General features: G+C 63.7%; 26 protein-coding genes. 10 read left to right on the top strand and 16 right to left on the bottom strand.

The window, feature by feature from the left end:
* The first annotated feature begins 30 nt into the window (after positions 1 to 30).
* A complete protein-coding gene (locus tag NKL06_RS05290) occupies positions 31 to 1188 on the top strand; it encodes an ATP-grasp domain-containing protein (RefSeq protein WP_031208680.1) in 1158 nt (385 codons plus the stop codon).
* 13 nt (positions 1189 to 1201) lie between these two features.
* On the opposite strand, the gene NKL06_RS05295 is transcribed toward NKL06_RS05290, so the two are convergent.
* Genes NKL06_RS05295 through NKL06_RS05320 form a run of 6 tightly spaced genes read right to left on the bottom strand, consistent with a single transcriptional unit; the run spans position 1202 to position 7349 of the window.
* A complete protein-coding gene (locus tag NKL06_RS05295) occupies positions 1202 to 2206 on the bottom strand; it encodes a Rieske 2Fe-2S domain-containing protein (RefSeq protein ID WP_023693955.1) in 1005 nt (334 codons plus the stop codon).
* Positions 2203 to 3336: a GNAT family N-acetyltransferase gene (locus NKL06_RS05300; RefSeq protein ID WP_023807788.1), complete on the bottom strand. Its 1134-nt coding sequence runs from the start codon at positions 3334 to 3336 to the stop codon at positions 2203 to 2205. Before NKL06_RS05300 ends, NKL06_RS05295 begins: the two co-directional genes overlap by 4 nt.
* Positions 3333 to 4589, bottom strand: a complete 1257-nt coding sequence (locus NKL06_RS05305) for a F390 synthetase-related protein (RefSeq protein WP_023689100.1) — start codon at positions 4587 to 4589, stop codon at positions 3333 to 3335. Before NKL06_RS05305 ends, NKL06_RS05300 begins: the two co-directional genes overlap by 4 nt.
* Complete coding sequence (locus NKL06_RS05310) at positions 4586 to 5410, bottom strand: MBL fold metallo-hydrolase (protein ID WP_023693957.1); 825 nt, start codon at positions 5408 to 5410, stop codon at positions 4586 to 4588. Before NKL06_RS05310 ends, NKL06_RS05305 begins: the two co-directional genes overlap by 4 nt.
* A complete protein-coding gene (locus tag NKL06_RS05315) occupies positions 5407 to 6411 on the bottom strand; it encodes an NAD-dependent epimerase/dehydratase family protein (RefSeq protein ID WP_031195192.1) in 1005 nt (334 codons plus the stop codon). Before NKL06_RS05315 ends, NKL06_RS05310 begins: the two co-directional genes overlap by 4 nt.
* Positions 6408 to 7349 (bottom strand): 3-oxoacyl-[acyl-carrier-protein] synthase III C-terminal domain-containing protein, encoded by a 942-nt coding sequence (locus tag NKL06_RS05320; RefSeq protein WP_245263167.1) that lies wholly within the window; start codon positions 7347 to 7349, stop codon positions 6408 to 6410. The genes NKL06_RS05315 and NKL06_RS05320 overlap by 4 nt, the downstream gene beginning before the upstream one ends.
* Before the next feature lie 201 nt (positions 7350 to 7550).
* On the opposite strand from NKL06_RS05320, the gene NKL06_RS05325 reads away from it, so the two are divergent.
* Positions 7551 to 8147 (top strand): T6SS immunity protein Tdi1 domain-containing protein, encoded by a 597-nt coding sequence (locus NKL06_RS05325; RefSeq protein ID WP_023693959.1) that lies wholly within the window; start codon positions 7551 to 7553, stop codon positions 8145 to 8147.
* Positions 8148 to 8153: 6 nt separating this feature from the next.
* On the opposite strand, the gene NKL06_RS05330 is transcribed toward NKL06_RS05325, so the two are convergent.
* The 3 genes from NKL06_RS05330 to NKL06_RS05340 are packed head-to-tail and all read right to left on the bottom strand — an operon-like array spanning position 8154 to position 10445.
* Entirely contained in the window at positions 8154 to 8603 is a 450-nt protein-coding gene (locus tag NKL06_RS05330; RefSeq protein ID WP_023672739.1) for a DNA polymerase III subunit chi, read from the bottom strand.
* An 8-nt stretch (positions 8604 to 8611) separates the two neighbouring features.
* A complete protein-coding gene (locus NKL06_RS05335; RefSeq protein ID WP_023689105.1) occupies positions 8612 to 10102 on the bottom strand; it encodes a leucyl aminopeptidase in 1491 nt (496 codons plus the stop codon).
* A gap of 49 nt (positions 10103 to 10151) precedes the next feature.
* The gene (locus tag NKL06_RS05340; RefSeq protein ID WP_155923279.1) at positions 10152 to 10445 is read right to left on the bottom strand and encodes a hypothetical protein; all 294 of its coding nucleotides are present in this window, start codon (positions 10443 to 10445) and stop codon (positions 10152 to 10154) included.
* Positions 10446 to 10477: 32 nt separating this feature from the next.
* On the opposite strand from NKL06_RS05340, the gene lptF reads away from it, so the two are divergent.
* The 8 genes from lptF (at position 10478) to NKL06_RS05380 (ending at position 19035) form a co-directional block, all read left to right on the top strand.
* Positions 10478 to 11677: an LPS export ABC transporter permease LptF gene (gene lptF, locus NKL06_RS05345; RefSeq protein WP_023672737.1), complete on the top strand. Its 1200-nt coding sequence runs from the start codon at positions 10478 to 10480 to the stop codon at positions 11675 to 11677.
* A gap of 2 nt (positions 11678 to 11679) precedes the next feature.
* Positions 11680 to 12762, top strand: coding sequence for an LPS export ABC transporter permease LptG (gene lptG / locus NKL06_RS05350; RefSeq protein ID WP_023672736.1), 1083 nt, complete (start codon positions 11680 to 11682; stop codon positions 12760 to 12762).
* The gene (locus NKL06_RS05355; protein WP_023689106.1) at positions 12762 to 15194 is read left to right on the top strand and encodes an LPS-assembly protein LptD; all 2433 of its coding nucleotides are present in this window, start codon (positions 12762 to 12764) and stop codon (positions 15192 to 15194) included. Before lptG ends, NKL06_RS05355 begins: the two co-directional genes overlap by 1 nt.
* 91 nt (positions 15195 to 15285) lie before the next feature.
* Entirely contained in the window at positions 15286 to 16215 is a 930-nt protein-coding gene (locus tag NKL06_RS05360) for a peptidylprolyl isomerase (RefSeq protein ID WP_023693960.1), read from the top strand.
* 12 nt (positions 16216 to 16227) lie between these two features.
* A complete protein-coding gene (gene pdxA / locus NKL06_RS05365; protein WP_031208685.1) occupies positions 16228 to 17256 on the top strand; it encodes a 4-hydroxythreonine-4-phosphate dehydrogenase PdxA in 1029 nt (342 codons plus the stop codon).
* A gap of 37 nt (positions 17257 to 17293) precedes the next feature.
* Positions 17294 to 18130, top strand: coding sequence for a 16S rRNA (adenine(1518)-N(6)/adenine(1519)-N(6))-dimethyltransferase RsmA (gene rsmA, locus NKL06_RS05370; RefSeq protein WP_023693962.1), 837 nt, complete (start codon positions 17294 to 17296; stop codon positions 18128 to 18130).
* 113 nt (positions 18131 to 18243) lie between these two features.
* A complete protein-coding gene (locus NKL06_RS05375) occupies positions 18244 to 18447 on the top strand; it encodes a hypothetical protein (protein ID WP_023693963.1) in 204 nt (67 codons plus the stop codon).
* A gap of 9 nt (positions 18448 to 18456) precedes the next feature.
* Positions 18457 to 19035 (top strand): Fic/DOC family protein, encoded by a 579-nt coding sequence (locus NKL06_RS05380; protein ID WP_023693964.1) that lies wholly within the window; start codon positions 18457 to 18459, stop codon positions 19033 to 19035.
* A gap of 82 nt (positions 19036 to 19117) precedes the next feature.
* Here the strand turns inward: NKL06_RS05380 and gmk are convergent, their stop codons facing one another.
* The 7 genes from gmk to fabD all read right to left on the bottom strand — a co-directional run bounded on the left by gmk (position 19118) and on the right by fabD (position 25914).
* Positions 19118 to 19792, bottom strand: a complete 675-nt coding sequence (gmk, locus tag NKL06_RS05385) for a guanylate kinase (RefSeq protein WP_023672729.1) — start codon at positions 19790 to 19792, stop codon at positions 19118 to 19120.
* A 6-nt stretch (positions 19793 to 19798) separates the two neighbouring features.
* Positions 19799 to 20689 (bottom strand): YicC/YloC family endoribonuclease, encoded by an 891-nt coding sequence (locus NKL06_RS05390; protein WP_023685689.1) that lies wholly within the window; start codon positions 20687 to 20689, stop codon positions 19799 to 19801.
* Positions 20690 to 20951: 262 nt separating this feature from the next.
* The gene (mltG, locus tag NKL06_RS05395; protein ID WP_023672727.1) at positions 20952 to 22211 is read right to left on the bottom strand and encodes an endolytic transglycosylase MltG; all 1260 of its coding nucleotides are present in this window, start codon (positions 22209 to 22211) and stop codon (positions 20952 to 20954) included.
* 202 nt (positions 22212 to 22413) lie between these two features.
* Entirely contained in the window at positions 22414 to 23676 is a 1263-nt protein-coding gene (fabF, locus tag NKL06_RS05400; RefSeq protein ID WP_023693965.1) for a beta-ketoacyl-ACP synthase II, read from the bottom strand.
* 34 nt (positions 23677 to 23710) lie between these two features.
* On the bottom strand, positions 23711 to 23947 hold the full coding sequence (locus NKL06_RS05405; RefSeq protein WP_006203723.1) for an acyl carrier protein: 237 nt from the start codon (positions 23945 to 23947) through the stop codon (positions 23711 to 23713).
* 221 nt (positions 23948 to 24168) lie between these two features.
* Positions 24169 to 24906, bottom strand: a complete 738-nt coding sequence (gene fabG / locus NKL06_RS05410) for a 3-oxoacyl-[acyl-carrier-protein] reductase (RefSeq protein ID WP_023693966.1) — start codon at positions 24904 to 24906, stop codon at positions 24169 to 24171.
* 60 nt (positions 24907 to 24966) lie between these two features.
* Positions 24967 to 25914, bottom strand: coding sequence for an ACP S-malonyltransferase (gene fabD, locus NKL06_RS05415; RefSeq protein WP_023693967.1), 948 nt, complete (start codon positions 25912 to 25914; stop codon positions 24967 to 24969).
* Positions 25915 to 25943: the final 29 nt, after the last annotated feature.

The raw sequence follows: 25943 nt of genomic DNA on the forward strand, positions 1-25943 counted from the left end.
CTCGTCTTTTCCAACCGATGCCGGTGGCTCATGCCCAATAGCACCGTGCTGATCACCGGTGCCCGCGCGCCGGTGGCGCTGCACCTGGCGCGGCTGCTGCATGGCGCCGGTTGCCGGGTGATCCTGGCCGACAGCCCGGCCCGGCCGATCGCCGCAACGAGCACGGCCTGCGCCGCCTACAATCGCCTGCCGCCGCCGCGCTTTGCCGCCGACGCCTATGCCAAGGCGGTGGAAGCGCTTGTCCGCGCGGAAGGCATCGAACTCGTTATCCCGACCTGCGAGGAAGTCTTTTATCTCGGTCGTCTCTGGCAGCACCGCGCCATGCCGGCCCGCCTCTTCGCACCCGAGATGGCGATGCTCGCCCGCGTTCACGACAAGCATGCCTTCATCCGGCTGGCGCAGAGCCTTGGGCTCGACGTGCCGGAAACGATACTGCTGCAAAGCGAGGCCGATCTCGACGGCGTTCGTGGCCAATCGCGCGAGCTGGTGTTCAAACCTGTGTGGTCACGTTTTGCCCGTGACGTACTGCTGCGGCCATCGCCGGACGAACTCGACGCCGTCCGCCCCTCGCCCGCCGCTCCTTGGGTGGCGCAGCGCTACATCGCCGGTGAAGAGATCAGCGCCTATGCGGTGGCGATCGAGGGTGAACTCAAAGCGCTGGCGCTCTACCGTTCGCTCTATCGCGCCGGCAAGGGCGCCGGCATCTGTTTCGAGCCGGTCGAGGATATCGCGGCGCGGCGCTTCGTCGAAACCTTCGTCGCCGGCGCCGGCTGGACCGGCCAGATATCCTTCGACCTGATGCGCGAGAATAACGGCACGGTGCTGCCACTGGAGTGCAATCCGCGCGCCGTGAGCGGCCTGCACTTCTTTCGCGATCCGCGGCGCTTCGCCGACGCGGTGCTGGAGGATGGCGCCGAGGTGAAGCCCGACGTGACGGCGCCGCAGACGGTGAGGCTTGCGATGTGGATCTACGGGATGCCGGCGGCACTGCGCTCCGGTGGTCTCGGCAGCTTTCGCCAGGCGATGCACGATGCCGATGAGCTGCTCGACTGGCCGGGCGACCCCGCGCCGAAGCGGGCGCAGTGGCGCACGCTGGCCGAGATCGCCGGGACGGCGATCAGCCAGCGCATCAGCCTTCAGGCCGCGTCGACGCGCGATATCGAGTGGAACGGGCCGGAGCAGGACTGAATAGAGCGCTTTCCTACAGCTCGATCTGGTACACCCTCGGCTCTGCCGCCGCCGGTGGCATCTTGCCGTCGATGATCGCCGCTATGTCGCGGCGCAGGAAATCCAGCGGGCCGATCGCCGGCTGAACCTGCGGCGATATACGGGCGTTGTCGCTGGCCGATTTCAGCACACGGCGATCCTGCTGCAGGGCAAAGGCAAAGAGCGGCCGGAAAGCAAGCGCCTTGAGTTCGCCGAACAGGCCCTGTCGCGGGCCGATCAGCCAGCCGACGCCTCCGACGGTCCGTTCGTCCGCTTGACGCAAATGGAAAGTGGTCGCCAGCGCCAAGCCGCCCTTGCCCCAATATTCGAGTTCGACGATGCCGGGATGGCGGTAGCGGCCGATGGTCCTGGCGCGCTCGCCTTCCAGCAGCCGGCTGACCAGCCCCTGTTGGCGGTCCTCGCCGGTGTAGCAGCTTTCGACCCAGCCCTTGCCGCCGGTCACCTCGACGCGCACGAGATGGCGCTTTGCGGTCAGGCCGCGCAGCACACCCTTGTGGGTGAAGTGAGTGTGAGTGGCGTCGAGAATGTTCTCGGCGGCGTCGAGCACCGTCGATCGCGCCGAGCTTCGCACCCGCTTCACGACGACATCCTTGCCTTGCATGCAATGGAGATAGGGCTCGCCCTCAGGCGTGCCTGCCGAGACGAAGACGACGCCGTCGCGCTCGATCGCGCTGTAGCGGCGGATACGGTAATGCGGGACGTCGCCGACATGGCCGGGAATGGCGGTGCAGCGCCCTTCCCCATTGTAGCGCCAGCCATGATAGGGACATTCGATCTCGCCACCGACGACCTTGCCGGTCGAGAGTTCGACCAGGCGGTGAGCGCAGCGGTCGAAGAGGGCTGCAATCCCCTGCGCCGAGCGGAACAGCACCAGCGGCGTGCCATCGAACAGGATGCGTTTCGGCTTGGCTTTGATATCGGCAGACCGCACTACCGCCTGCCAATAGTCTTTGTCTTTTTGCTGCCGGGCTTCGCTCAAAGTTCAAATCTCCTGAGCAGAGGAATGCCGATCTTCGCGAGCACAGATTCCATGATACGCACTGCCGCGCGCTGGCGGCGCGGCAGATGGGCAGCATAGACGGCGTTGTATTCCACCGTCGCCACGGCGCCGCGCAAGCGTTTGAAGGCGGCGGCACCGGCGCTCATGTTGAAGAACAGGCCGTGCGCCGTCGCATGATCCTGAGCCAGCGCCATCATCATGCGGTAAAGGCCTTCGCTCACCGGGAGGCCGGTGTCGTAGCCGACGATGGGCTGCGTCAGTGTCCTGCCGTTCTGAGACAAAGCGGCGACGGCGACCAGTTCACCGCCGGGACGACGCAGGCCTGCCAGTTGCAGGATGCCGCGACGGTGCGTCTCGCCGATATAGCGGGCGGTGTAGTGCGGGTTGAGCGGCGTGTATTTGTCGAGATAGAGCATCCGGTAGAGCGCTTCGGCGCGCGCATAGTCGGCCTCGGTGAAGTCGCCATTGCCGACCCGCTCGAACGGCGTCGTGCGCAGCCGCTTGCGGTCGCGCTTCATGTCGTTGGTCATGGCCGAACCGCGGCCGGCGAAGATGTAGATCTGCCGCGCCGCCAGCATTCGAAAACCCTCCGCCTTCAGCACTGCGATTGTCGAGGGATCGGCGATCTCGTTCAGGGAGCGGATGAGAACAGCGCGATCGGGAAAACGCGCGGTGAGATCGTCGCGCATCGCCGCGACCGCGTTGCGATCGAGCAGCGGCACCGGATTGGTCGAATAGAGCCAGTTGTTGACCTGAACCTGATGGTCAAGGCCGCTCATCCTGACCAGCGGCGCGCACAGGCCGATCAGCATCCGCATCGTTTTTTGCAGCAAGGGCGAGGAGACGAAATTGCGGGTCTCGTCGATGGCATAGTCGATATAGGCGCTGGACGGGCAGCAGATGTAGCAGTTCGGCGCTTCGCTTCTGTCGTTCAGCGTCAGCGGAAAGGAGCGGCCGGCGATCTCGAAGGTTTCGACAGCCACTGTCAGATTGCGCACGAGGTCGCGCACCGGCACCTCGTTGAAAAGCTGAACGAAGGCTTCGACCTCACGCGGGTTGTTTTCTACCCGGTTCGTCTGATCGAGTGGCAACATAGCGAGCCGGTTCATGATGCCGCTCCCAGGTGGCATTCGACCCGACGCAGTTTGCGGCCGGTCTCCAACGGCAGGTCCCTGCGAACAAGGCTGACCGAAGCTGTCGCCTGGCGCGCCGCCAGCAAATTGCGCACGGACTGATGGGCGGCGGTGGCGGCTTCGTCGGCAAGCCCGGGGGCCAGGCTGAGTTCGATTGCATCTTCAGCGGTCTGGACCAGGCGGAAATCGTCGATGCGCCGGTCGGCCTTGAGCACCGCATTGCGTAGTATGTCGGGCGTGACGAGGAGCTGCCCGTGCGGCGAGGCGAGCCGGAAAGCGTCGTCCATGCGGCCGACGATCTCGTCCAGCGTGCGCAGCGGCGAGCCGCAGCGGCATGGCTTTTCGGACAGCCGCAGCAAGTCGTTCATCCGGTAGCGCGCCATGATCTGGGTCCGGCGGCGAAAGGCGGTGATCAGCGGCATGACCAGGCCGTCGCCGGCCGGTTCGAACTCGAAGAACACCGAATCCTCGGCCAGATGCAGCCCGCCCTGGCGGCAGGTGACGGCGAACAGCCCTTCCGTCGCCATGTAGATCTGGTCGAGCTGACGACCAAAGAATGCCTGGATGACCGGCCGGTCAACCGGGTCGAGCGTTTCGGCGGCGCTGAAGACACGCTGCGGCTTGAGCCTAAAGCCCTCGGCCGCGAAGTGCCGCAGCATCTTCGGCGGCGCGATGATCACCGTCGGCGCGAAATCTTCGAGAGCGCCGCGCCAGCTCTCCGGACCGCGCGTCAGATCGAAGAAGCGCAGGTCGATACGCCGCGATTTGCGCGCGCTATCGTAGAGCCCGGTGTTTTGCGGCAGGATCACCGCAACGCGCTGCCGGCGCCAGAGCAGATCGGGCACGGCTTTGGCCAGGATGGTGCCCAGCCAGCGGTATTTTTCCGCCTCGGAAATGACGAATAGGCCACGATTGCCCGACGTGCCGGTGCTGGAGCCGACAGTCAGCTCGCCAATGCGGCTATCGCCGGCCTGCGCCTTCCAGGCCTCGGCGGCCGAGACGCCATGAATGTTGAAGCGCTCGAAATTGCCCATCACCGTCGCCTTGTCGGTCACCGGCAGGTCGCCGAGAAGACGCGGCGCCTTGCCGTAGAACGGCGCGCGCGGCAGGTCGCGGTCGAGAAAGCGGCGCAAGGCTTGCGCCTGCCAGCGCTCGAAACTCTCGCGGCTTTTGCGCGAAACCCATTGCGTCAGCGCAAACGAGCGGATCGCTTCGGCCGGCCCGTTCACGCGCTCTCTCCGGCCACATCGTAGGCCGTCACCGCCGGATCATGACAAAGAACAACCTCGCCGCCGGTCGCCAGAAACCGACGCAACATTACGCTGGTCGGCTCGATCGCGGCGGCATCCTCGGCCAGCAGGGTTGCAGGCAGACCGGGAGTTCGGTTTTCCACCAATGCTCTGATCAGCCATTGCGCATCGACGGCGTAGAGCAGCGGCCGCTCCAGATTGGGGAACGAAAGGCCGAACTGGCCATCGGCATGGCCGGGCAGACCGACTGCGATGACGCTGCCGTCGCCGAACAGATCGGCGCCGCCCGGTACGCCGCCACGCGGCTCGACCTGCCGCTTCGACGACAGCCCGTCGAGTCGGGCCTCGAAGTCAGACGGGAACAGTTCCTTGAAGACGCCATGGCGCAGATTCTGCAGGGAAGTCTTGGCCTTCGCCCGCGCCCAGGCGGTGTCATTGGCGATAAGCCGAGCGTTGGGAAACAGCGACAGGCCCGACATGTGGTCGGCATGGAAATGCGTGACGATGACGGTGCGCACATCCTGCAAAGACAGGCCGAAGCGCGCCAGTACCGCGAGCGGCTGCTCGGCTTCGTTGAGCTGGGGCCGGAGGATCGCACTGTAAAGACGCAGCGCCGTGCTGCGCCCACTGCCTTGTGTCACATGCGGCGTGTAGCCGGTGTCGATCAGGACGGGGCCGGCCCGCGGATGCATGATCAGGCCGTAGCGGACACGTAGCCTGACCTTCGCCCAGCTGCCGCCGCGCAGGATCAGGCGCTCGGCTGCGCCGACAGAGGCGCTGTTGGCGAAGACGATCTTCACGCTGCCCCCCTGCTTTCCATCGCCTTGCCGAATGTGCGATCGAGCCCTTCCTCGAACGACACTTTCGGCGCCCAGCCGAGGATGCGGCCTGCCTTGGAAAGATCGAGGCTCTGCGCATAGGCGAACAGGCCAAGACCGTAGCGCGTCACCGGCGGTTCCGGGCGGCCGGGCAATATATTCGCTACCGTCTCCGCTATCCCGGCCGCCAGCATGGCGGGCCAGAGCGGCATTCTGCGCCAGCGCGGCTGCACGCCGGCGCGGGCGCAGGCCGCCTCGGCAATGCGGCGGACCGGCACCACTTCGCCGCCGGAGATGTTGAATATCTGTCCCTCGGCAGCGCTGCCGGCGGACAGCGCGGCAAGCACCGCATCGACGACATCCTCTATATAAGTGAGATCGATGCGCGCCTTGCCGTCGCGAAACAGCGGCAGCGGGCGCTGCCGTGCCACCTGCAGCAGACGCGGCAGCAGCGTGCGGTCGCCGGGACCGTAGAGGCCGCGCGGCCGCAGCACCACCGGGCTGATCTCAGGCGCCGCCAGCACGATCTCCTCGGCCTGCCGCTTGGTGCGGGCATAGTGGTTGACCGGAGGGGGCAAGGCCGCATTCTCGGAAACTCCGAGCTGGTCGCGATAGGCGAAACAGACCGTCGGGCTGGAGATATGGACGAAGCGGCGCACGCCTTGCCCGCGCGCGAAATCGCTGAGGTTGCGGGTAGCTGTGACATTTGCCGTCTGGAAATCCGCCAACCTGCCGAAGGGCGCGGAAAGTGCCGCGCAGTGGATGATCGCATCGACGCCGTCGAGAGCGCGCGCGGCAGCTGCATCGAATGGTTGAGACAAATCGAGCCGAACGACCCGATGACCAGCGGCTTCGAGCGCCGCGCAGCGTTTGGCGTCCCTGCCAAGACCCAGCGCCGGTGTGCCCAGTGCAGCCAGCCGCGCCATGACATGCGCGCCGAGGAAGCCGCTAGCGCCGGTGACGAGGACGCGTCCCACGGTCATGCTTCCAGCGCCATGCCGCCGAACGACACGCCGGCCGAGGTGCCGAGGAACAGCACTTTGGCGCCGGGCACAATGCGTTGTTCGCGGCGCGCGACGTCGAGCGCAAAGGGGATGGAAGCGGCGATCTGATTGCCGTAGCGCGCCGCGATGTCGACGAGCTTTTCCCTGGCGAAGCCCGTCTGGCGCGCCATGTGGGCGAGCGCGAAAGGGCTTGCCTGATGCGGCACGACGAGGTCGACATCGTCGTGCCGCCAGCCGGCGCGATCGAGCAACTCCGCTACAAAGCCGTTGAAATGGCGTGACGTAACGCGAAACAGTTCCTTACCCTCCATGTGGAACAGGCTGTGGCGGGCGAATTCCTCGGGCTCACGATGAAAGTCGAACCGGGTGCCGCCGGAGCCGATGCTGCAGGCCGCATAGGCGGAAGGGTAGGTGCGCATCAGGTTGGCCGCGACTCGACCCTCGGCAGGGGCTGCCTGTTGCAGCACGGCGGCCGCCGCGCCATCGCCGAAGAGGGCCGCAATTTCCGGCTGGTCCTGCCACGGCAGCGCGCGCGAGGCGATTTCAGACGAGAACACCAGCGCCGTCCGGCATTGCCCGGCCTCGATCAGGCGCGACGCGGTCTCGAAGGCTGTGAGGAAGCCCAGGCAGGTGCTGTTGACGTCGAAAGCGGCCGCCGACCCATCGGCAAGGCCGAGGCGCTGCATGACCAGCGGCGCCGTCGACGGCAACGGCTGGTAAGGCACGCCGCAACCGCCGATGACCAGATCGACACTGCCTGCCTCAAGTTCGGCATCGGCAAGCGCCAGACGGGCTGCGGCACAAGCAAGGTCGACCTGCGATTCGGCGTCGCAGACATAGCGTTCGATGACGCCGGTCGCGGCCTCGAAATGTCCATCGCCAAACCCCAGCCGCGCATCGAGGGCGCGCGACGTCACGCATCGAGCCGGCACGGCCCGCCCGGTTCCGATGATCCTGATCCGCATTCTCAGCCCGCCCAATGAGCCTGCATCCAGTCAATCCATAAAACGGATCCAATGTGATGGCCATCATCAAGACGAATGCGTGGGAACTATGGAGCCTTCAGTGGATTGCGGCTAGAATCTCTCGCAAGTATAAAGACCCGTACGGGGGCGATTATGGCCAGATCTTTTTTCCGCTTTATTTCTTCAATTTTTGGCGCGTCCGACGCCAGACAGGAAGGAAAAGCCGAGGCCAACAGAGCCAATACAGGGGGCTTGATCAGAGCCGAATGGCCCCATGACTATCAGTTCCTCTTTATCGAACCACCTGCGAACGAAGTCGCGGAAGCGTTGGACGGCTGGAAGTGGATCGGACTGGATGGCCTTGAACCAGCTGCGGTGTCAGCTTTCGGCGACATATTTTTCCGTGCCGGCGACGGGTCGGTTCGTCATCTCGATATGCTCGACGGGAAATTGACCAGAATTGCGGGTCATTGGGCGGAATTTCAGGCCGACTTGCAGAATGAAGCGCGCCGCGACGAGTTGCTGCTGGCGGGCCTTGTCGTTGCCGCCCGAAAGAACCGACTGATTCCGGCAGCCGGCCAATGCTATGATTTCAAGAAGCCGCCGGTGCTTGGCGGCGAAATGAGTCTGCGAGAGATGGAAACGACGTTTTTCGTTGTGAAGGTGCATATCGCCGGCCAAATCCATCGGCAGGTGAAAGATCTCCCGCAGGGCGCGAAGATAAACAAGGTTACGATCAGCGACCGATAACGCGACTTACGCCTTGCGCTCCCAGCGACGGTCGGGCGTCTGCTGCCAGTAGGTGACAGCGTGGCCCGCTTCTTTCAACACCTTCCAATGCGTCCGCGCCCCTTCGACCTGGGCCGCGTCATGGCCGTCGAACAGGAACACGGCGCGTTCGTAGCCGGCGAGATCGGCGGGTGCGGCGCCATCGACGAGGAAGCGTATCTGCGCCTGGTTGGGGTTGGCGTCGCTCGTGGTGAGCAGGATTGGCTGTTCGGCCGGATGGGCTTCACGGTCGGTCGCGTGCGCGAGGAACGAATCGTCCCTGAATGTCCACAGATGCAGGTCGAGCGCATCGCGCCGCTCCTCGGTCCCGGTCTGCACCACGGCGCGCCAGCCGCGATCGACGCTGCGCTCGAGCAGGCCGGGAAGCGCATCCTCCAGCGTCGATTCGGTCAGGTGGTAGAACAGGACATCGGCCATTCCCTGCCTTATCCCTCGTAATTGTCGCGCACCAGCCGGTCGAGCAGCCTGACGCCGAAACCCGAGCCCCAGGACTGGTTGATCTCGCTCGGCGGAGAGCCCATCGCGGTGCCGGCGATGTCGAGATGCGCCCACGGCGTTTCCTTGACGAAGCGCTGCAGGAACTGCGCGGCGATGATGGCGCCGCCATAGCGGCCGCCGATGTTCTTCATGTCGGCGTTCTTGGAATCGATCAGCTTGTCGTATTCGGGCCCAAGCGGCATGCGCCACAGCCGCTCCTGACTCGCCTGGCCGGCCGCCGTCAACCTGTCCGAAAGTTCGTCATTGTTGGAGAACAGGCCGGCATAATGCTGGCCGAGCGCGACCATGATGGCGCCGGTCAGCGTCGCCAGATTGACCATGAATTTCGGCTGGAAGCGGTCGTTGCAATACCACAGCGCGTCGGCCAGAACGAGGCGTCCTTCGGCATCGGTGTTGAGCACCTCGATGGTCTGACCCGACATCGAGGTGACGATGTCGCCGGGGCGCTGGGCATGGCCGTCGACGGCATTTTCCACCAGCCCGACGATGCCGACGACATTGGCCTTGGCCTTGCGCGCGGCCAGCGCCTGAATGAGCCCGATGACGGCCGCGGCGCCGCCCATGTCGCCCTTCATGTCTTCCATGCCGGAGGCCGGTTTCATCGAATTGCCGCCGGTGTCGAAGGTGACGCCCTTGCCGACGAAGGCGACCGGTGCGTCCTTGGCCTTGCCGCCCTTCCATTGCATGACAGCCATCCGGGCGCCGCGTGGCGAGCCTTGCGCGACACCGAGGAGCGAGCCCATGCCGAGCTTCTTCATTTCCTTCTCGGTGAGGATCTCGACCTCGACGCCGAGCGCTTCCAGTTCCTTGGCGCGGGCGGCGAATTCGATCGGGCCGAGCGTATTGGCCGGTTCGTTGACAAGGTCGCGCGCCAGAAGCACGCCGTCGATGACCGCAACCTCGTCGGCGAAGGCCTTTTTCGCCGCGGCAGGATCGGCGGTGTGGATGGTCACCTTGACCGGTTTCTTCGGCTCGGCATCGTCCTTGTCTTTCCTGGTCTTGTATTTGTCGAAGGAGTAGCTGCGCAGAATGATGCCGGCGGCAAGGTTCGCCGCTTGCCTGCCGCCAATCTTTGCGCCCGGCACATCGAGGATGACGGCCACCTCCGCTGCCTTGCGCAGGGACGCGGCGACGGTGCCGCCAAGCTTCAGCCAGGCAAAGTCATCGAGGCCGGCGACCTTGCCGGCGCCGACCGCCACCAGTCGGTCGAGCGATGTTCCCTGCGGCGCCAGCACTTCGACGACACCGGCGAATTTTCCGGAAAACTCCGCCACCGGAAACGCCCGCGCCAGCGTTCCTGAGGGGTCGCAGGCCTTTGCCGGTTCGCCAAGACCACCATCGTCGGCCGCCAGCACGAAGATGCTGCCCTTTTTGGGTGCGGCAAATTTGGCGAAGGCGATCAATGGTCTCAAAGTCATCAGGTCCTGCTTTCGGGAAACGGCTCAGATTTTCAGGAAAAATGCATTCTCAGGGAAGATGCGCGACATTTGGTCGTTTTCCTTGATTTGGCAAGACTTTGCCGGAATCAGGGCTCATATGCGCAGCGGAATCGATAACGATTCGTCGCGGCACGGCTCCGCTTTCCTGCCGCAACCTGTTGTTAACCATCGATGTTCTCCCTTTCTTATCCATTGCCGCCGACACTCCGGCCTGCGGGACGGGCGATGTGGGACGGAGAATCGGATCGAACCGCCTGAAAGAAATGGCCAAACGCACCCAGTTGTACAGCCGCAGCCGGACGACTACCTTGTCGGCGGGCATGATGCCGTTCGGCAAATCGAGAAAAGCCTTACATGAAGGTCGTTGAACGCTACATCATGCGTCGCGCACTGGCGGTGTTTCTCGCTGCGCTGATCTGGACGCTGGCCATTGTCTGGACGACGCAGGTGCTTGCCCGCATCGACCTGGTCACCGACAGTGGCCAATCGGCGCTGACTTTTTTCGAGGTCGCGGGCCTCATCATCCCCACCATCATCCCGATCGTGGTGCCATTCGCCCTGGTGGTGGCGGTGGCCCAGACGCTCAGCGTCATGAACTCCGATTCGGAATTGGCCGTCATCAACGCCGCCGGCGCCTCGCGCTGGACGATTGTGCGGCCGGTCCTGCTGATCGCGCTGGCGGCCAGCGTCTTTTCCTTCGCGGTCGACAATGGCGTCGAACCCTATGCCAGGCAGAAGAACCGCCAGCTGATCGCGTCCTCGCGCGCCGATCTCTTGTCGCTGATCATCCAGGAAGGCACGTTCCGCAAGATCGACGACGGGCTGTTCCTGCAGATAGGCGAGCGGCTGCCGGACAACCGGCTCGGCGGCATCTTCGTGGCCGATTCGCGCGAGGAAGGCGCCAATCTGATCTATTATGCCAAGAGCGGTAGCGTCGTCGAAAAGGGTGATGAGAAGGTGCTGATGATGAATGACGGCGTCATTCATCGCAAGACGCTGACCGGCGATCTGTCGGTTATCCGCTTCACGTCCTACGCCTTCGACCTTTCCGCCTTCATGTCGGCGGCGAACGATATCATGCTCCTGCCCAAGGACCGAACGACGCAATACCTGCTCAACCCGGATCCGAACGACAAGATCTTCCAGCGCAGGCCCGGCGCCTACAAGGCCGAGCTCGACCAGCGCTTTTCCGAATGGTCCTATTCGCTGGTGTTCGCGCTGATCGCGCTGGCGGTCGCAGGCGATGCGCGCTCACACCGCGAGGCGCGCATCCACCCGCTGATCACAGCCATCGCCATTGCGCTGTTCGTGCGCTGGCTGGGCTTCTTTGCCGCCGGCAAGGCCGACAAGATCCCGCAATACGCCTATATGGTCTATGGCGTGCCGGTCATCGCCTCGGCGGTCGCCATCTGGTTCATCGTCACCTCGCGAAGCATGGAACTGCCCGGCAGCTGGGCCGACTGGATGACGAATTTCGCCGGCCGCGTCAGCGATGGCTGGACGGCGCTCAAGCTGCGCCTCAATCGGCGCTACACATCCGGCCAGGGAGCCTGACGATGGGCTGGACCCTGGGCCGCTACTTCTTCTTTCGCTACGTGTCGATCACGATCTGGTTCTTCATCGGCCTTCTGGCGCTGGTGTTCCTGATCGACTTCACCGAGCTGTCCGGCCGCATCACCGGCCTGCCGGGCTTCACCTACGGCACGGCGGTCGCGATCTCGGCGCTGAGGATGCCGATGATCATGCTGCAGACGGTGCCGTTCGTCGGCCTGTTCTCGGCGATGGCGACGCTGGTGTCGCTCAACCGCAAATACGAGCTGGTGATTGCGCGATCGGCCGGAGTGTCGGCCTGGCAGTTTCTGTTGCCCTGCTGCATCGGTGCGCTGTTATTCGGCATATTGTCGGTCGGCGTGCTCAATCCGATCGCCGCGCATGGCTTCTCATGGTCGGAGCAGATGGAAAACCAGCTGCGATCCGGCAATTCGAACGTGGTGGCGGCCGATGCCACGCCGTGGATCCGCCAGAAAACCAACTCCGGCGACACCATCATCGGCGCCCGCGCCATCCTGAACCAGGGCCTGGAAATGGCCGACGCCGTGTTCTTCGTCCTCGATCCGCAGGGCAATATCGTCGAGCGCAAGGACGCGGCGCGGGCCTTTCTGCGCGACGGCTACTGGGAATTGCAGGACGTCAAGGTGTTCAAGGACGGCAACATCCGTTCCGAAACGACCGACCAGTTGCCGACCAACCTCAAGCCGGAATTCGTGCAGGAACGGCTGGCGCGCCCCGAGACCATCCCGTTTTACGACCTTCCCGGCAAGGTTGAGGTTGCCCGCTCCTTCGGCCTCAAGGCAAATGCCTTCGCCATGCAGTTCGATTCGCTGGTGGCGTTACCGTTCCTGCTTGTGGCCATGACGCTGATTGCGGCAACAGTTTCAATGCGATTTGCGAGGATGGGGCAGTCGGCAACGATGATTCTGGGTGGCGTCCTCGCCGGCTTTCTGCTTTATGTCGTTTCGGTATTGGTCAAGGCATTCGGCGTGGCGGGATTCGTGCCCACAGCCGTGGCTGCATGGGTTCCGGTTGTCGTGGCTATGTTCTTTGGGGTGACATTCCTGCTATACAAGGAAGACGGCTAGTGAGGGAGGCGGCTTTGCGCAGCCATAGGCAGGCCGGTTTGGCGCGCCTCTATTCGGCGAGCGCCTTGGCATGCCTGCTCGCCTGCAGCGTGCTGACGGCCCCTGCGCTGGCGCAGGACGTTACCGACGTGGCAACGAAAGTTCCCTCCGGCTCCCAGATGCTGCTGGCGGCCGACACGCTCGTCTATAACAACGACAACCAGACGGTCACCGCCATCGGCGGCGTCCAGATCGACTATGGCGGCAACAAGCTCGTCGCCCAGCGCGTCGTCTATGATCGAAACACCAAGCGGCTGGTTGCCAGCGGCAATGTCGAGATCGTCAACAGCGACGGCACCAAGATCAACTCGCAGCATATCGATATTACCGACGATTTCGCTGACGGTTTCGTTAATGCGCTGCGCGTCGAAACGCCCGAAAAAGCCTATTTCGCCGCCGAAAGCGCCGAGCGCATGGGCGGCGTGCTGACGACGTTCCACAACGGCGTCTATACGGCCTGCGAGCCTTGCGAAGACAAGCCGGACAAGGCGCCGACCTGGCGGATCAAAGCCAGGAAGATCATCTGGAACGGCGAAAAGAAGACGGTTCGCTTCGAGAATGCGAATTTCGAATTCTTCGGCTTCCCGCTGGCTTATCTGCCGGCGTTCGAGATCGCCGACCCGACGGTCAAGCGCAAAAGTGGCTTCCTGATCCCCAGCATCGGCTACAACAATCGTCTCGGCGTCGGCGTCAAAGTCCCCTACTACTTCGCTTTGTCGCCGACCTACGACCTCACCGTTACCGGCAGCGGCTACACCAAGCAGGGTTTCCTCGGCGAGGCCGAGTGGCGCCAGCGCTTCAACAATGGCCAATACACGCTGAAGCTTGCCGGAATCAACCAGCAGGACCCTGGCGCTTTCCGTGATTTCGCGGCTTTCCCCGGCGGCTACAATGTCAATTCGGGGCCAGCAGGCGATCCGAACAAGTTCCGCGGCATGATGGGCACCAAGGGCCAGTTCGCCATCAATCCGCGCTGGGACTTCGGCTGGGATATCCTGCTTCAGACCGACAAGAATTTTTCGCGTACCTATACGATCGAAGGCTACAACGACGCCGTGCATCAATCGTCGGTCTACCTGACCGGCCTAAACGACCGCAATTATTTCGATGTGCGCGCCATGCGCTTCCAGGTTCAGGAGAACACACCGGACGGCAACGTCGCATCGCGCAGCGACAAGCAGCCCTGGGTGTTGCCGTCGCTCGACTATGCCTACATCCCCGACATGTCGGTGGCCGGCGGCCAGCTGTCGTTCAACGTCAATGCGCGCATCATCCGCCGCGACGATCTCGATCAGGCCTATTTTACCCCCTATGTGCCGGGCTCAGGCGTCCAGCGCGTGCGCGGCATCGAGGGCGAATCCGGTCGCCTCACCGCCGAGGCCGAATGGAAGCGTACCTTCACCACGGACGGCGGATTGCAGTTGACGCCCCTTCTGGCTCTGCAGGGCGACGTCGACTATCTCAACGCTTCTTCGGCTTCGCTGACTGCGGTAAACCAGATGGCAACGAATGTCGGTGCCGCCGACGACATGCGGTCTTCCTTCGCCCGGTACATGGCGACCGCCGGACTTGAAATGCGCTGGCCGGTGCTGTTCTCGATGACCGGCTCCAGCCATATCGTCGAGCCGATGGCGCAGGTCTTCATGCGCCCGAACGAGCAGTATGTCGGCGGGCTCGCCGTTCCCAACGAGGATGCACAGAGCTTCGTCTTCGACGCCACGACGCTGTTCGAGCGCGACAAGTTCTCCGGCTACGACCGCGTCGAAGGCGGCAGCCGCGCCAATGTCGGGTTCCGCTATTCCGGCGCCTACGACAATGGCTGGGGCACCAACGCCATCTTTGGCCAATCCTACCAGCTGGGCGGGCGCAACTCGTTCGATTCACCGGATCTGGTCAATGCGGGCGCCGATTCCGGCCTGGAGACTTCAACCTCCGACTATGTCGGCCTTGTCGGCTTCAGCAGCCCGAGCGGCTTCTCCGGTTCGCTCAGCGGCCGCTTCGACGAGCAGACCTTCGAAGTTCGCCGTGCCGAGGTAAAGGCCGCCTATTCCGGCCTGCCGGTTTCGCTGAGCGCCAAATACGCCTTCATCCAGGCGCAGCCGCTCTATGGTTTCACCACCGACCGCCACGAAGTCACGCTCGGCGCCTCGACGCACCTTGCCGAAAACTGGCGCGTCTTCGGCACCGGCACCTATGACCTGCAACAAAGTGTGCTGGTCAAGGACGGCGTCGGCTTTGCCTACAATGATTCCTGCTTCACCTACCTGATGACGTACTCGGAATCACGCGACATCAACACCAAGGAAGTGTCGCAGAATGTCGGCTTCAACCTGTCGTTCCGCACGCTCGGCGATTTCGGCTCGTCCCAAAGCTCGATCGACTCCATCCAGTAGAGCCGGCTGACGACATCGTTTTGCCGCATAAAGTGGGCACGGATTTCGCCAATATCGGGCTGGAATCGGCCAAAACCGGGCTAGAATTGGGATGCTTTCGATGAGGAAATACCTGTTTTCGGCAGGATTCGCGCTCCTGTTCGCGGCGACCTCGGTCTCTGTCACCATGATGGTACCGCCTGCCTTCGCCAGTGAAATCAAGTATGTCGTCAACAACATGCCGATCACCACCGGCGACATCGCGCACCGGGCTGCCTTCCTGAAACTGCAGCGCAAGAAGGGTGACGCGGGTCAGGAAATGATCGACCAGACGCTGCGTATGGCGGAGGCCAGGCGTCTCGGCATCCGCATCTCCGACGCCCAGGTAGAGGCTGCCTATCAGCGCTTTGCCTCGAGCAACAAGATGCAGCTCAAGCAGCTCGACGGTGTCATGGCGCAGACCGGCGTGACCAAGGAGCATTTCAAGGAATTCATCCGCTCCCAGATGGCGTGGAACCAGGCGCTGAGCGCACGCTACAGCGGCGGCGGCGGGGAGGTGAGCGAACAGGATCTGGTCAAGCGCATGCTCGAAAAAGGCGGCGCCAAGCCAAGCGCCACCGAGTACATGCTGCAGCAGGTGATCTTCGTGGTGCCGAAGGCCGAGCGCAGTGCCACACTCGCCAAACGCAAGCGCGAGGCTGAAGCCATGCGCGCCCGCTTCAATGGCTGCAACACCACGCGTGAATTCGCCAAGGGCCTGATCGACGTCACCGTTCGCGACCTCCCCCGATTGCTGGCGCCGCAACTGCCGCCGGACTGGGCCGAGCAGATCAAGGCCACCAAGCTGGGCGGCGCCACGGCCGTGCGCGAGACCGATCGCGGCATTGAATTCATCGGCATCTGCTCGTCGCGCGAGGTTTCCGACGACAAGGCGGCCCAGATGGTGTTCCAGAGCGAAGGCAGCGGCGACAAGAACGCCGACGAGCTCTCGGCCAAATATGTCGAAGAGCTGAAGGCGAAAGCCAAGATCGTTACGCGCTGAACCGGCCCAGCCGTGCGTGAGACAGAGCTTCCGCTGGCGCTGAGCGTCGGCGATCCATCCGGCGTCGGTCCGGAAATCGCCATTGCCGCGTGGCAGAGCGCCCGCGGTTCCGGTGCCGCGCCCTTCTATCTTCTCGCCGATCCGGCGCTGATTGCCGCGCGGGCGCGCCGGCTCGGCGCGGCGGTGGCAATCGCCGAGACGGTGCCGGCCCAAGCAGCTGGTGTCTTTCAACACGCCTTGCCCGTGGTGCCGCTGGCGGCCCACTTCACCGATGATCCCGGCCGGCCCGACCCGGCCAATGCCGCCGGCATCATCGAGGCCATCGATCGCGCCGTCGCCGACTGCCTTGCCGGGGACGCGGCCGCGGTCGTCACCTGTCCGATCGCGAAGAAGCCGCTTTACGATGCCGGCTTCGGCTTTCCCGGTCACACCGAATATCTGGCGCATCTGGCCTCGCTCCACACCGGCGGCACGGTGACGCCGGTGATGCTGCTCGCCGGCCCCGAATTGCGCACCGTTCCTGTCACCATCCACATCGCGCTGGCCGAGGTGCCGAAGACGCTGACGACGGAGCTGATCGTTGCCATCGCGCGCATCACCGCCGGCGATCTTGCACGCCGTTTCGGCATCGCCAGGCCGAGGCTCGCGCTTGCCGGCCTCAATCCGCATGCCGGCGAAAGCGGCGCCATGGGGACAGAGGACGAGCGCATCATTCGTCCTGCGGTCGACATGTTGCGGGCGCAAGGCATCGATGCCTTCGGGCCGCTGCCGGCCGATACGATGTTTCATGCGCGCGCCCGCGCCGGCTACGACGTGGCGGTCTGCATGTATCATGACCAGGCGTTGATCCCGGCCAAGGCGCTGGCCTTCGACGAGGCCGTCAACGTCACGCTTGGCCTGCCGTTCATCCGCACCTCGCCCGATCACGGCACAGCCTTCGACATCGCCGGCAAGGGCATCGCACGTCCCGACAGCCTGATCGCGGCGCTGAAGCTGGCCCGCCGGCTGGCCGATACCGGCGCAAAGCCCGCAGCTGCATGAGCCCAAAATCATGAGCCCAAAATCATGAGCCAAATTCATGAGCATTGACGGGCTGCCGCCGCTGCGCGAGGTGATCGAGCGCCATGGACTGCAGGCAAAGAAGGCGCTTGGCCAGAATTTCCTGCTCGACCTCAATTTGACCGGCAAGATCGCGCGGGTCGCCGGCAACCTCAGCGACAGCACGGTGATCGAGGTCGGCCCCGGCCCCGGCGGGCTGACCAGGGCGCTGCTCGCTGCCGGTGCCGGCCGCGTCGTCGCCATCGAGCGCGACGAACGCTGCCTTGCGGCCTTGGCCGAGGTCTCCAACCACTATCCGGGCCGGCTCGAGGTGATCAGAGGCGATGCGCTGAAGACGGATTTTGCCGCTCTTGCCAAGACCGCGTCACAAGACGGCCCGGTGAGGATTGCCGCCAACCTGCCCTACAATATCGGCACCGAGCTGTTGATCCGTTGGCTGACCGTGGCGGACTGGCCACCCTTCTATCAATCGATGACGCTGATGTTCCAGCGCGAGGTGGCCGAGCGCATTGTCGCCGGTGCCGGCAGCGATGCTTATGGCCGGCTCGGCGTGCTGGCGGGCTGGCGGACCGAGGCGAGGATCGCCTTCGACGTGCCGCCGCAAGCGTTCACGCCGCCACCCAAGGTAACGTCCTCGGTGGTGCATCTGGTGCCGCGCGCCAGCCCTTTGTCAACCGACGTGAAAAAACTCGGTCGCGTCACCGAAGCCGCTTTCGGCCAGCGCCGGAAAATGCTGCGGCAGAGCGTGAAGAGCCTGGGTGGCGAGGCACTGCTGACGCGCGCCGGCATCGATCCGACCCGGCGTGCGGAGACGCTCAGCGTCGAGGAATTCGTGCGGCTGACAAACGCGGTTTGACCGGCGGCGCTGGTCGGCCGTGGACCCAAATCGCATCCTGTGTGACAGCGACGACAAGCAGCATATAGCGGCATGCAGTTCCGGTGAGTCGCCGAGCGTGATATTGTCGTCATATGAAAAAGAGTACCTCAAGCCTCCGGCCGACCCAAAATGGCCAGTTTGTCCTGACCAGCGGCAGGGGCGAAAAAATCAGCGCGGTTGAAGGCTTGAAGCTATCGCAACGTATGGGCTTCATTCTGAAGGAAAGCCGTGAGCGCGGCCTGAGCGGGGATGAGCGCAGGGCGCTTATCAAGGACCAAGTAACCCGCAAGAAGTAGGATCGGCAGGTGGTCTATGCCGCTGAACATGATCCGCTGTGCTACCCAGGCACGACCGTTCTCCGCAACAGGCTGAATATCAAAGACCAGGCCCAACTCGATCAATTCGAGTTGGCACTTTTCCTGACCAGGGCCGACGAACATATCCCCGCAGGCCGTCTGGATTTCGAGCACTACAAGGCTGTCCATCATCACCTGTTCCAGGACGTTTATGAATGGGCGGGAGAGGTTCCCGCCATCCGCATCGGCAAGGGAGGCAACTGGTTCTGCTATCCTGAGTATATCAACCAGGAAATGCATAGAATTTTCGGCGAACTCGCCGACGGTGATTATCTCTGCGAACTCGACCTCGACGCCTTCGCCGTTCGGGCCGCGCATGTTTTGGCCGAAATCAATGCCGTCCACCCGTTTCGCGAAGGCAACGGCCGCACGCAGCTTACCTTTCTGGCAATGCTGATGGAGAATGCGGGATTCCCATTCAATGCCGATATGCTCGGTCGCGAAAACGTCCTGAATGCGATGATTGAGAGCTTTGCCGGCGAGGAAACCCCATTGGCAGAACTCATAAAAGATATCGCCAGCCAGTAACAGATGCCCACAGCGTCCATATTGCCAGATCGTTTGCCAAAGACGCCTTCATGGGACAGCCGGCCATCGGAACGACAGCTGCCTATTCCGTCTTCTCGTCCAGCAACCCCGAGACGAAATCGAACAGCCCGGGCCGGCGGTCGCGCCGCAGCCTTTCCGCCGTCACGATGCCACGCACTTCGGCGAAGGCGCGGTCGAGATCGTCGTTGACGATGACAAAGTCATATTCCTTCCAGTGCTCGATCTCGTTGCGGGCGTTCTTCAGCCTGGTCTCGATCACGTGCTCCTGGTCCTCGGCGCGGCGCTTGAGGCGCGACTTCAATTCCTTCATCGACGGCGGCAGGATGAAGATCGAGACGATGTCGGCGCGCATCTTCTCCTTGAGCTGCTGGGCGCCTTGCCAGTCGATGTCGAAGAGCATGTCACGGCCCTGCGCCAGCGCCAGTTCGGCCGGCTCGCGCGGCGTCGCGTAGCAATTGCCGTGCACCTCGGCCCATTCGAGCAATGCGTCGGAATCGCGCAGCCGCTCGAACTCGCGCGTGGTGCGGAAGTGATAGTGGACGCCCTCGATCTCCGAGCCGCGGCGTGGCCTGGTAGTGACCGAGACCGATAATTCCAGGCTGCCGTCGCTTTCCAGCAGGTTGCGCGCGATCGTCGACTTGCCGGCGCCCGACGGCGACGACAGGACCAGCATCAGCCCGCGGCGGCGAATGCGGGATCCGAGATCCCTGGCAACCATCGGCTCCTTGCCACCCATTCGGGTTTACTCCAGATTCTGGACCTGTTCGCGAAACTGGTCGACCACCGCCTTCAGTTCCAGCCCGATGGCGGTGACAGTGGCGGCGTTCGACTTGGAACACAGCGTATTCGATTCGCGGTTGAATTCCTGCGCCAGAAAATCGAGCTTGCGGCCGATGGCGCCGCCATTTGCCAGCAGCGCTCTGCCCGACGCCACATGCGTCTTCAGCCGATCGATCTCTTCACGGATATCGGCCTTGGTGGCCAGGAACGCCGCTTCCATGTGCAGCCGGCCGGCATCGAGATTGGCCGACGCATCCATCAGCAGCCGCACCTGTTCGGCGATCCGCTCGCGGATCGCCGCCGGTTCGCGCGACGGGTCGGCCTCGGCTTGAAGCGTCAGCGCCTCAATGGCGTCGATATGGCCGGAAAGCAGCGAACGCAGCGCTTCGCCCTCGTTCTGGCGTGCCTGCTCGAGACCTGTAAGCGCCGTTTCCAGCGCGGACAGGATTGACGCGTCGAGTGCTGCCCGCACCTCCTCGGTTTCGCTGGTTTCAGGGATATCGAGCACGCCGCGCAGGGAAAGCAGACCGTCGGCAGTTGCCGGACCAACACCGAACTGGTCCTGCAGCCGCTTGGCCAAGCCCGCCAGATCCCTGAGGAAGGCTTCGTTGACCACCGGCTGCGCCTGCTGGCCGGCGGCGCGGCCGACGGTCAGCGTCGCTTGGAAATTGCCACGCGAAAAGCGCTTCTGCAGCGTCTGCCGCACAGTCGGTTCGAGCCGCTCGAAACCTTGCGGCAACCGCAACCTGACCTCGACGCTCTTGCCGTTGACCGACTTGACCTCCCAGGCGATCGAGGCGCCGTCATGTTCGGCAACAGTGCGTGCAAATCCGGTCATGCTCTGCAAATTCATGATGCGGCTCGTGTCTCCCTGATGGTCCGATTCTACAAATTGCGCATGCGTTCGATATCACGGGCGGCGCGAATGTCAGAATCGCAATACCGGCAAGATGTTGATTTCCGCTGTCGTTTTCGATCTCGCAGGGCTGAAATCGAGAAGCAGAGGCACCCGAGCAAGACCGAAAACGCTTCGAACCGCGCTGTTCGTTCAAGCAGCAGCGCGTCCGCCTCTGTCCGCGTTGCTTAAGGTCGATCCGTCTGAAAGCGCCGACCTGCTACTGGGCGGCACCCGTATCGCCGCCGGCATCACCGCTGTCACCGGCGGCATCGCCACTTGCGTCACCGTTGTCGTCGCCATCCGCCGGCGCATCGGTCTGGCCCGGAGTCTTGGCGCCCTTGGCGGCGTCTTCAGCCTGCTTCTTCTGCAGTGCCCGGTAGCGGGCAACGTTCTCATTGTGCTCGGCAAGCGTGGTGGCAAAGACGTGGCCGCCGGTGCCGTCGGCGACGAAATAGAGATCATCGGTCTTCGACGGGTTGGCGACGGCTTCGAGCGCGGCGCGGCCGGGATTGGCGATCGGCGTCGGCGGCAGGCCGTTGATCAGATAGGTGTTGTAAGGCGTCTGTTTCTGGATGTCAGATTGATAAATCGGCCGGTCGGCGGGTTTGCCCTTGCCGCCGAACAGGCCGTAAATGATGGTCGGATCGGATTGCAGCCGCATGCCCTTGGCCAGACGGTTGAGGAAGACGGCGGCAACGCGCGAGCGCTCGTCGCCCCGGCCGGTTTCCTTTTCGACGATCGAGGCCAAGGTGACGAAGTCGTCGACATTGGCCAGAGGCAGGTCGGGCGCGCGCCGCTGCCAGACCTCGTCGACCAACTTCTTCTGGTCGGCGAGCAGCTTGTCGACCATCTGTTGGCGCGTGGCGCCGCGGGTAAAGCGCAGCGTGTCGGTGGCGAGGCTGCCCTCAGCCGGCTTGGCGGCCGGCATGTCGCCGGTCAGCGCATCCTGCTCGGCGATGCGCTGCAGCGCCTGCTCGACCGTCAGGCCCTCGGGAATGGTCAGCGAATACATCACCGACTTGCCGCTCTTCAGAAGCTCCATGATGTCGCGCATGGAGGCGCGCGGCTTTATCTCGTATTCGCCTGCCTTCAGCGCTGAATCATTGCCATAGACCCGCACGGCGATGCGGAAGATGCGGGCATCGCTGATCAGCCCACGCCGTTCGAGCTGGTCGGCAATATCCTGGACGCCGGTGCTCGGCTTGACCAGGAAGGTGTCGCCGGCCACCGACGGGCCCGGTTCGTTGAATGCCTGCTTGCCGAAATAGAGCGAAACGCCGGCGGCGAGGATCATCAACATCACCGCGGAGATGACGAAGTTCATGAACACGACGACTTGGCTGCGCGAGGCGCGCGAGCGCTTTGGTGGTGGTGTGCCGGCTTCCGGGCGCAAAGCTTCGGCCGCGGTCTTCGGCACGATCGGGCCGGTCTGCTGGTTTTGTCCGAATTGTCCGCTGCCGCCCGGATTGGTGTTCATTAGCGCCCTACCATCTGATCTCTTAGAGCGACCATGCGCCCGATTGGACGCACAGCGTGCCCTAACATTTCAAGCCTACGCATCGTGCTTTTAAAAAAAGCGCCTTCGGTTTCAGGCCGATGCGACGAATCCCCAGCGGCAGAGTAGGCTTGAATATGGCAAAATTGACGACAGACCGCTGGCGCGCCGGTCGATACCGCAATCAGCCTGTATAACGCTGGAATACCAGCGAAGCGTTGGTGCCGCCGAAGCCGAAGGAGTTGGACAGCGCCACGTCGACCTGGCGATGCCGTGGCGTGTTCGGAACAAGATCGATCGCGGTTTCGCGTTCCGGGTTGTCAAGATTGATGGTGGCTGGCGCGATGTTGTCTCTGACAGCGAGGATCGAAAAGATCGCCTCGGCGGCGCCCGCGGCACCCAGGAGATGGCCGATCGACGACTTGGTCGATGACATCGAGATTTTCGAGGCGGCGTTGCCGACCAGCCGCTCGACGGCGCCGAGTTCGATCGTGTCGGCCATGGTCGAGGTGCCGTGCGCGTTGATGTAGTCGACGTCGGCGGGCGTCAGCTTGGCCCGGTTCAGCGCCGCCGTCATGCAGCGGAAGGCGCCGTCGCCGTCTTCGGCCGGTGCAGTGATGTGATAGGCATCGCCGGTCAGGCCGTAGCCGGTGACCTCGGCATAGATCTTGGCGCCGCGCGCCTTGGCGTGTTCGAGTTCTTCCAGCACGACGACCCCGGCGCCCTCGCCCATGACGAAGCCGTCACGGTCGCGGTCATAGGGACGCGAGGCCTTCTCAGGCGTGTCGTTGCGGTCGGTGGACAGTGCCCGGCAAGCAGCGAAGCCGGCAAGCGATAGTCTGGTCACCGGCGATTCCGCGCCGCCGGCCAGCATCACGTCGGCATCGCCGAAGATGATCAGCCGGGCGGCATCGCCAATGGCGTGCGCGCCGGTCGAGCAGGCGGTGACGACGGCGTGGTTGGGGCCTTTCAGCCCATGCCGGATCGATACCTGGCCAGATACCAGGTTGATAATGTTGCCGGGAATGAAGAATGGACTGATACGGCGCGGTCCGCGCTCTTTCAGGATGATAGCGTTCTCGGCGATGCCCTCGAGGCCGCCAATGCCGGAGCCGATCATGACGCCGGTGGCGCAGCGCTCGGCTTCGGTGCTGGGCTCCCAGCCGGAATCCTTCAGCGCTTCGTCGGCGGCCGCAATCCCGTAAAGGATGAAGTCGCCGATCTTGCGCAGTTCCTTGGGCTCGAGCACGGCTTCGGGATTGAGCGTGCCGTTGGTGCCGTCACCGCGCGGAATGACGTGGGCTATCTTGCAGGCAAGATCTTCCACTTCGAACTCGGTGACGCGCTTGGCGGCGCTGCGGCCGGTCAGAAGTTCCTTCCAGCTGTGCTCGAAGCCCATGCCGAACGGCGAAACCAGGCCAAGGCCCGTGACGACGACACGCCTCATCGCAGGTCCTCCCCGGTGATGACTGCGGATAGTGTCAGGCCGAAGCCTTGTCGATGTACTTCACGGCATCGCCGACGGTCAGGATGGTCTCGGCCGCATCGTCCGGGATCTCGACGCCGAACTCTTCTTCGAAGGCCATGACGAGTTCGACCGTGTCGAGGCTGTCCGCGCCCAGATCATCGATGAAGCTCGCCTGCTCCGTCACCTTGTCGGCATCGACGCCAAGATGTTCGATGACGATCTTCTTGACGCGCTCTGCGGTGTCACTCATTTGGGGCATCCTCGTCTTTTGTTTGTCTGTCTTCGTTAGCGGGCAGAATGCCGCTAATCAAGCTGAAAGATGGTCCTGCCGGAAACGCAACGATGCCGGACCGGTTTTTGCCCGAACCGCCGGGTTGCGGGCCGCATTACACGAAAAATGGCTGAGGTCCAAGGCGAAATGGTCTCTTTTCACAAGCCGGCCATGTCTTCTTATCACCCGGCAGTATCCCGTCAGATCATGGCCATGCCGCCGTTGACATGGATGGTCTGGCCGGTGACGTAGGCTGCCTCGTTGGAGGCGAGATAGGCGACGGCCGACCCCACTTCAACACTCGTGCCCATGCGGCGCGTCGGGATCGCGGCCATTATCGCGTCTTTCTGCTTGTCGTTGAGCTTGTCGGTCATGGCCGATTCGATAAAGCCCGGGGCGACGCAGTTGACGGTGATGTTGCGGGTGGCGATCTCCTGCGCCAGCGACTTGGAAAAGCCGATCATGCCGGCCTTGGAGGCGCAATAATTGGTCTGGCCAGGATTGCCGGTGACGCCGACCACCGAGGTGATGTTGATGATGCGGCCATGGCGGCGGCGCATCATCGGATGGGTCAGCTCGCGGGTCAGCCGGAACACGGCGGTGAGGTTCACCTCCAGCACGCTGTCCCAATCCGCGTCCGCCATGCGCACGAACAGGCCGTCCTTGGTGATGCCGGCATTGTTGACCAGTATGTCGACGCCTTCGAGTTCGGCTTCGGCCTTCTGACCAAGCGCCTTGACCTCGTCACGGTCGGCAAGATTGGCCGGGAACAGCTTTACCCGGTCGCCGAGTTCGCCGGCCAGGGTCTCCAGTTTCTCGATGCGGGTGCCGTGCAGGCCGACAATGGCGCCTTGCGCATGCAGCACCCGGGCAATCGCCTCGCCAATGCCGCCGGATGCGCCGGTGACGAGCGCCTTGCGGCCGGTCAGTTCGAACATTTTCGTCTCCTGATCTTAAGAGAACACCCTTCCCACGGGAGGGGTTGAATCGCCAGTGGATTATGCAAGCGCGGCCAGCGCCGCCTCGACATCGGCCGGCGTTCCGACGGCTGACGTGGCGATGTCGCGGTTGATCCGCCGCGCCAGGCCGGAAAGCACCTTGCCGGCGCCGATCTCAAAGAGCGTGGCGACGCCATTGGCGCCGAACCACTCCACCGTTTCGCGCCAGCGCACGCGGCCGGTGATCTGCTCGACCAGGCGGCGCGCGATCTCGTCGGGGTCGCTGGTCGGGACTACAGTGACGTTGGAGACGACGGGCACCACCGGTGCATTCTTGGTCACGCCGGCCAGCGCCTCGCGCATGACATCGGCCGCCGGCGCCATCAGCGCCGAATGGAAGGGGGCCGAGACCTGCAGCATCAGCGCCCGCTTCGCGCCCTTTTCGGTGCACAGTTTCGCGGCGAGTTCCACCGCCGCCCTGGCGCCGGAGATCACCAGCTGGCCGCCGCCATTGTCGTTGGCGATCTGGCAGACTTTGCCGGATCCCGTTGCGGCCTCGGTGCAAGCGGCTTCGACGTCGGGCTGTTCCAGTCCGATGATCGCCGCCATGGCGCCCTCGCCGGCCGGCACCGCCGCCTGCATGGCGTTGCCGCGGATGCGCAGCAGCCGGGCGGCATCGGCGATCGAAACGAAACCGGCCGCGGCAAGGGCGGAATATTCGCCGAGCGAATGACCGGCAACGTAGGCAACCTTGTCCTTCAGCGAAAAGCCGCGCGCTTCCAGCGAGCGGATCGCCGCCAGCGAGACCGCCATCAGCGCCGGCTGGGCATTGGCAGTCAGGGTCAGCGCCTCTTCCGGGCCTTCCCAGATCAGTTTCGACAGCTTTTCGCCCAGCGCATCATCGACTTCCTCGAACACCCTGCGTGCCTCGGGGAAGGCGTCGGCGAGGTCCTTCCCCATGCCGACAGCCTGGCTGCCCTGTCCCGGAAAGGTGAATGCGACGGCCATTTGGGCGCTCTCCAGCGGCTGATTTTTCC

Origin of the sequence: Mesorhizobium sp. C268A (assembly GCF_040324475.1) — a bacterium.
GTDB lineage: Bacteria > Pseudomonadota > Alphaproteobacteria > Rhizobiales > Rhizobiaceae > Mesorhizobium.

What these genes read in the sequence shown, in the direction of transcription:
- NKL06_RS05290 (WP_031208680.1), top strand. Translation starts at nt 31, where the DNA reads ATGCCCAATAGCACCGTGCTGATCACCGGTGCCCGCGCGCCGGTGGCG.
- NKL06_RS05300 (WP_023807788.1), bottom strand. Translation starts at nt 3,336, where the DNA reads ATGAACCGGCTCGCTATGTTGCCACTCGATCAGACGAACCGGGTAGAA.
- NKL06_RS05315 (WP_031195192.1), bottom strand. Translation starts at nt 6,411, where the DNA reads ATGACCGTGGGACGCGTCCTCGTCACCGGCGCTAGCGGCTTCCTCGGC.
- NKL06_RS05325 (WP_023693959.1), top strand. Translation starts at nt 7,551, where the DNA reads ATGGCCAGATCTTTTTTCCGCTTTATTTCTTCAATTTTTGGCGCGTCC.
- NKL06_RS05330 (WP_023672739.1), bottom strand. Translation starts at nt 8,603, where the DNA reads ATGGCCGATGTCCTGTTCTACCACCTGACCGAATCGACGCTGGAGGAT.
- NKL06_RS05335 (WP_023689105.1), bottom strand. Translation starts at nt 10,102, where the DNA reads ATGACTTTGAGACCATTGATCGCCTTCGCCAAATTTGCCGCACCCAAA.
- NKL06_RS05340 (WP_155923279.1), bottom strand. Translation starts at nt 10,445, where the DNA reads ATGCCCGCCGACAAGGTAGTCGTCCGGCTGCGGCTGTACAACTGGGTG.
- lptF (WP_023672737.1), top strand. Translation starts at nt 10,478, where the DNA reads ATGAAGGTCGTTGAACGCTACATCATGCGTCGCGCACTGGCGGTGTTT.
- lptG (WP_023672736.1), top strand. Translation starts at nt 11,680, where the DNA reads ATGGGCTGGACCCTGGGCCGCTACTTCTTCTTTCGCTACGTGTCGATC.
- NKL06_RS05360 (WP_023693960.1), top strand. Translation starts at nt 15,286, where the DNA reads ATGCTTTCGATGAGGAAATACCTGTTTTCGGCAGGATTCGCGCTCCTG.
- rsmA (WP_023693962.1), top strand. Translation starts at nt 17,294, where the DNA reads ATGAGCATTGACGGGCTGCCGCCGCTGCGCGAGGTGATCGAGCGCCAT.
- NKL06_RS05375 (WP_023693963.1), top strand. Translation starts at nt 18,244, where the DNA reads ATGAAAAAGAGTACCTCAAGCCTCCGGCCGACCCAAAATGGCCAGTTT.
- gmk (WP_023672729.1), bottom strand. Translation starts at nt 19,792, where the DNA reads ATGGGTGGCAAGGAGCCGATGGTTGCCAGGGATCTCGGATCCCGCATT.
- NKL06_RS05390 (WP_023685689.1), bottom strand. Translation starts at nt 20,689, where the DNA reads ATGAATTTGCAGAGCATGACCGGATTTGCACGCACTGTTGCCGAACAT.
- mltG (WP_023672727.1), bottom strand. Translation starts at nt 22,211, where the DNA reads ATGAACACCAATCCGGGCGGCAGCGGACAATTCGGACAAAACCAGCAG.
- fabF (WP_023693965.1), bottom strand. Translation starts at nt 23,676, where the DNA reads ATGAGGCGTGTCGTCGTCACGGGCCTTGGCCTGGTTTCGCCGTTCGGC.
- NKL06_RS05405 (WP_006203723.1), bottom strand. Translation starts at nt 23,947, where the DNA reads ATGAGTGACACCGCAGAGCGCGTCAAGAAGATCGTCATCGAACATCTT.
- fabG (WP_023693966.1), bottom strand. Translation starts at nt 24,906, where the DNA reads ATGTTCGAACTGACCGGCCGCAAGGCGCTCGTCACCGGCGCATCCGGC.
- fabD (WP_023693967.1), bottom strand. Translation starts at nt 25,914, where the DNA reads ATGGCCGTCGCATTCACCTTTCCGGGACAGGGCAGCCAGGCTGTCGGC.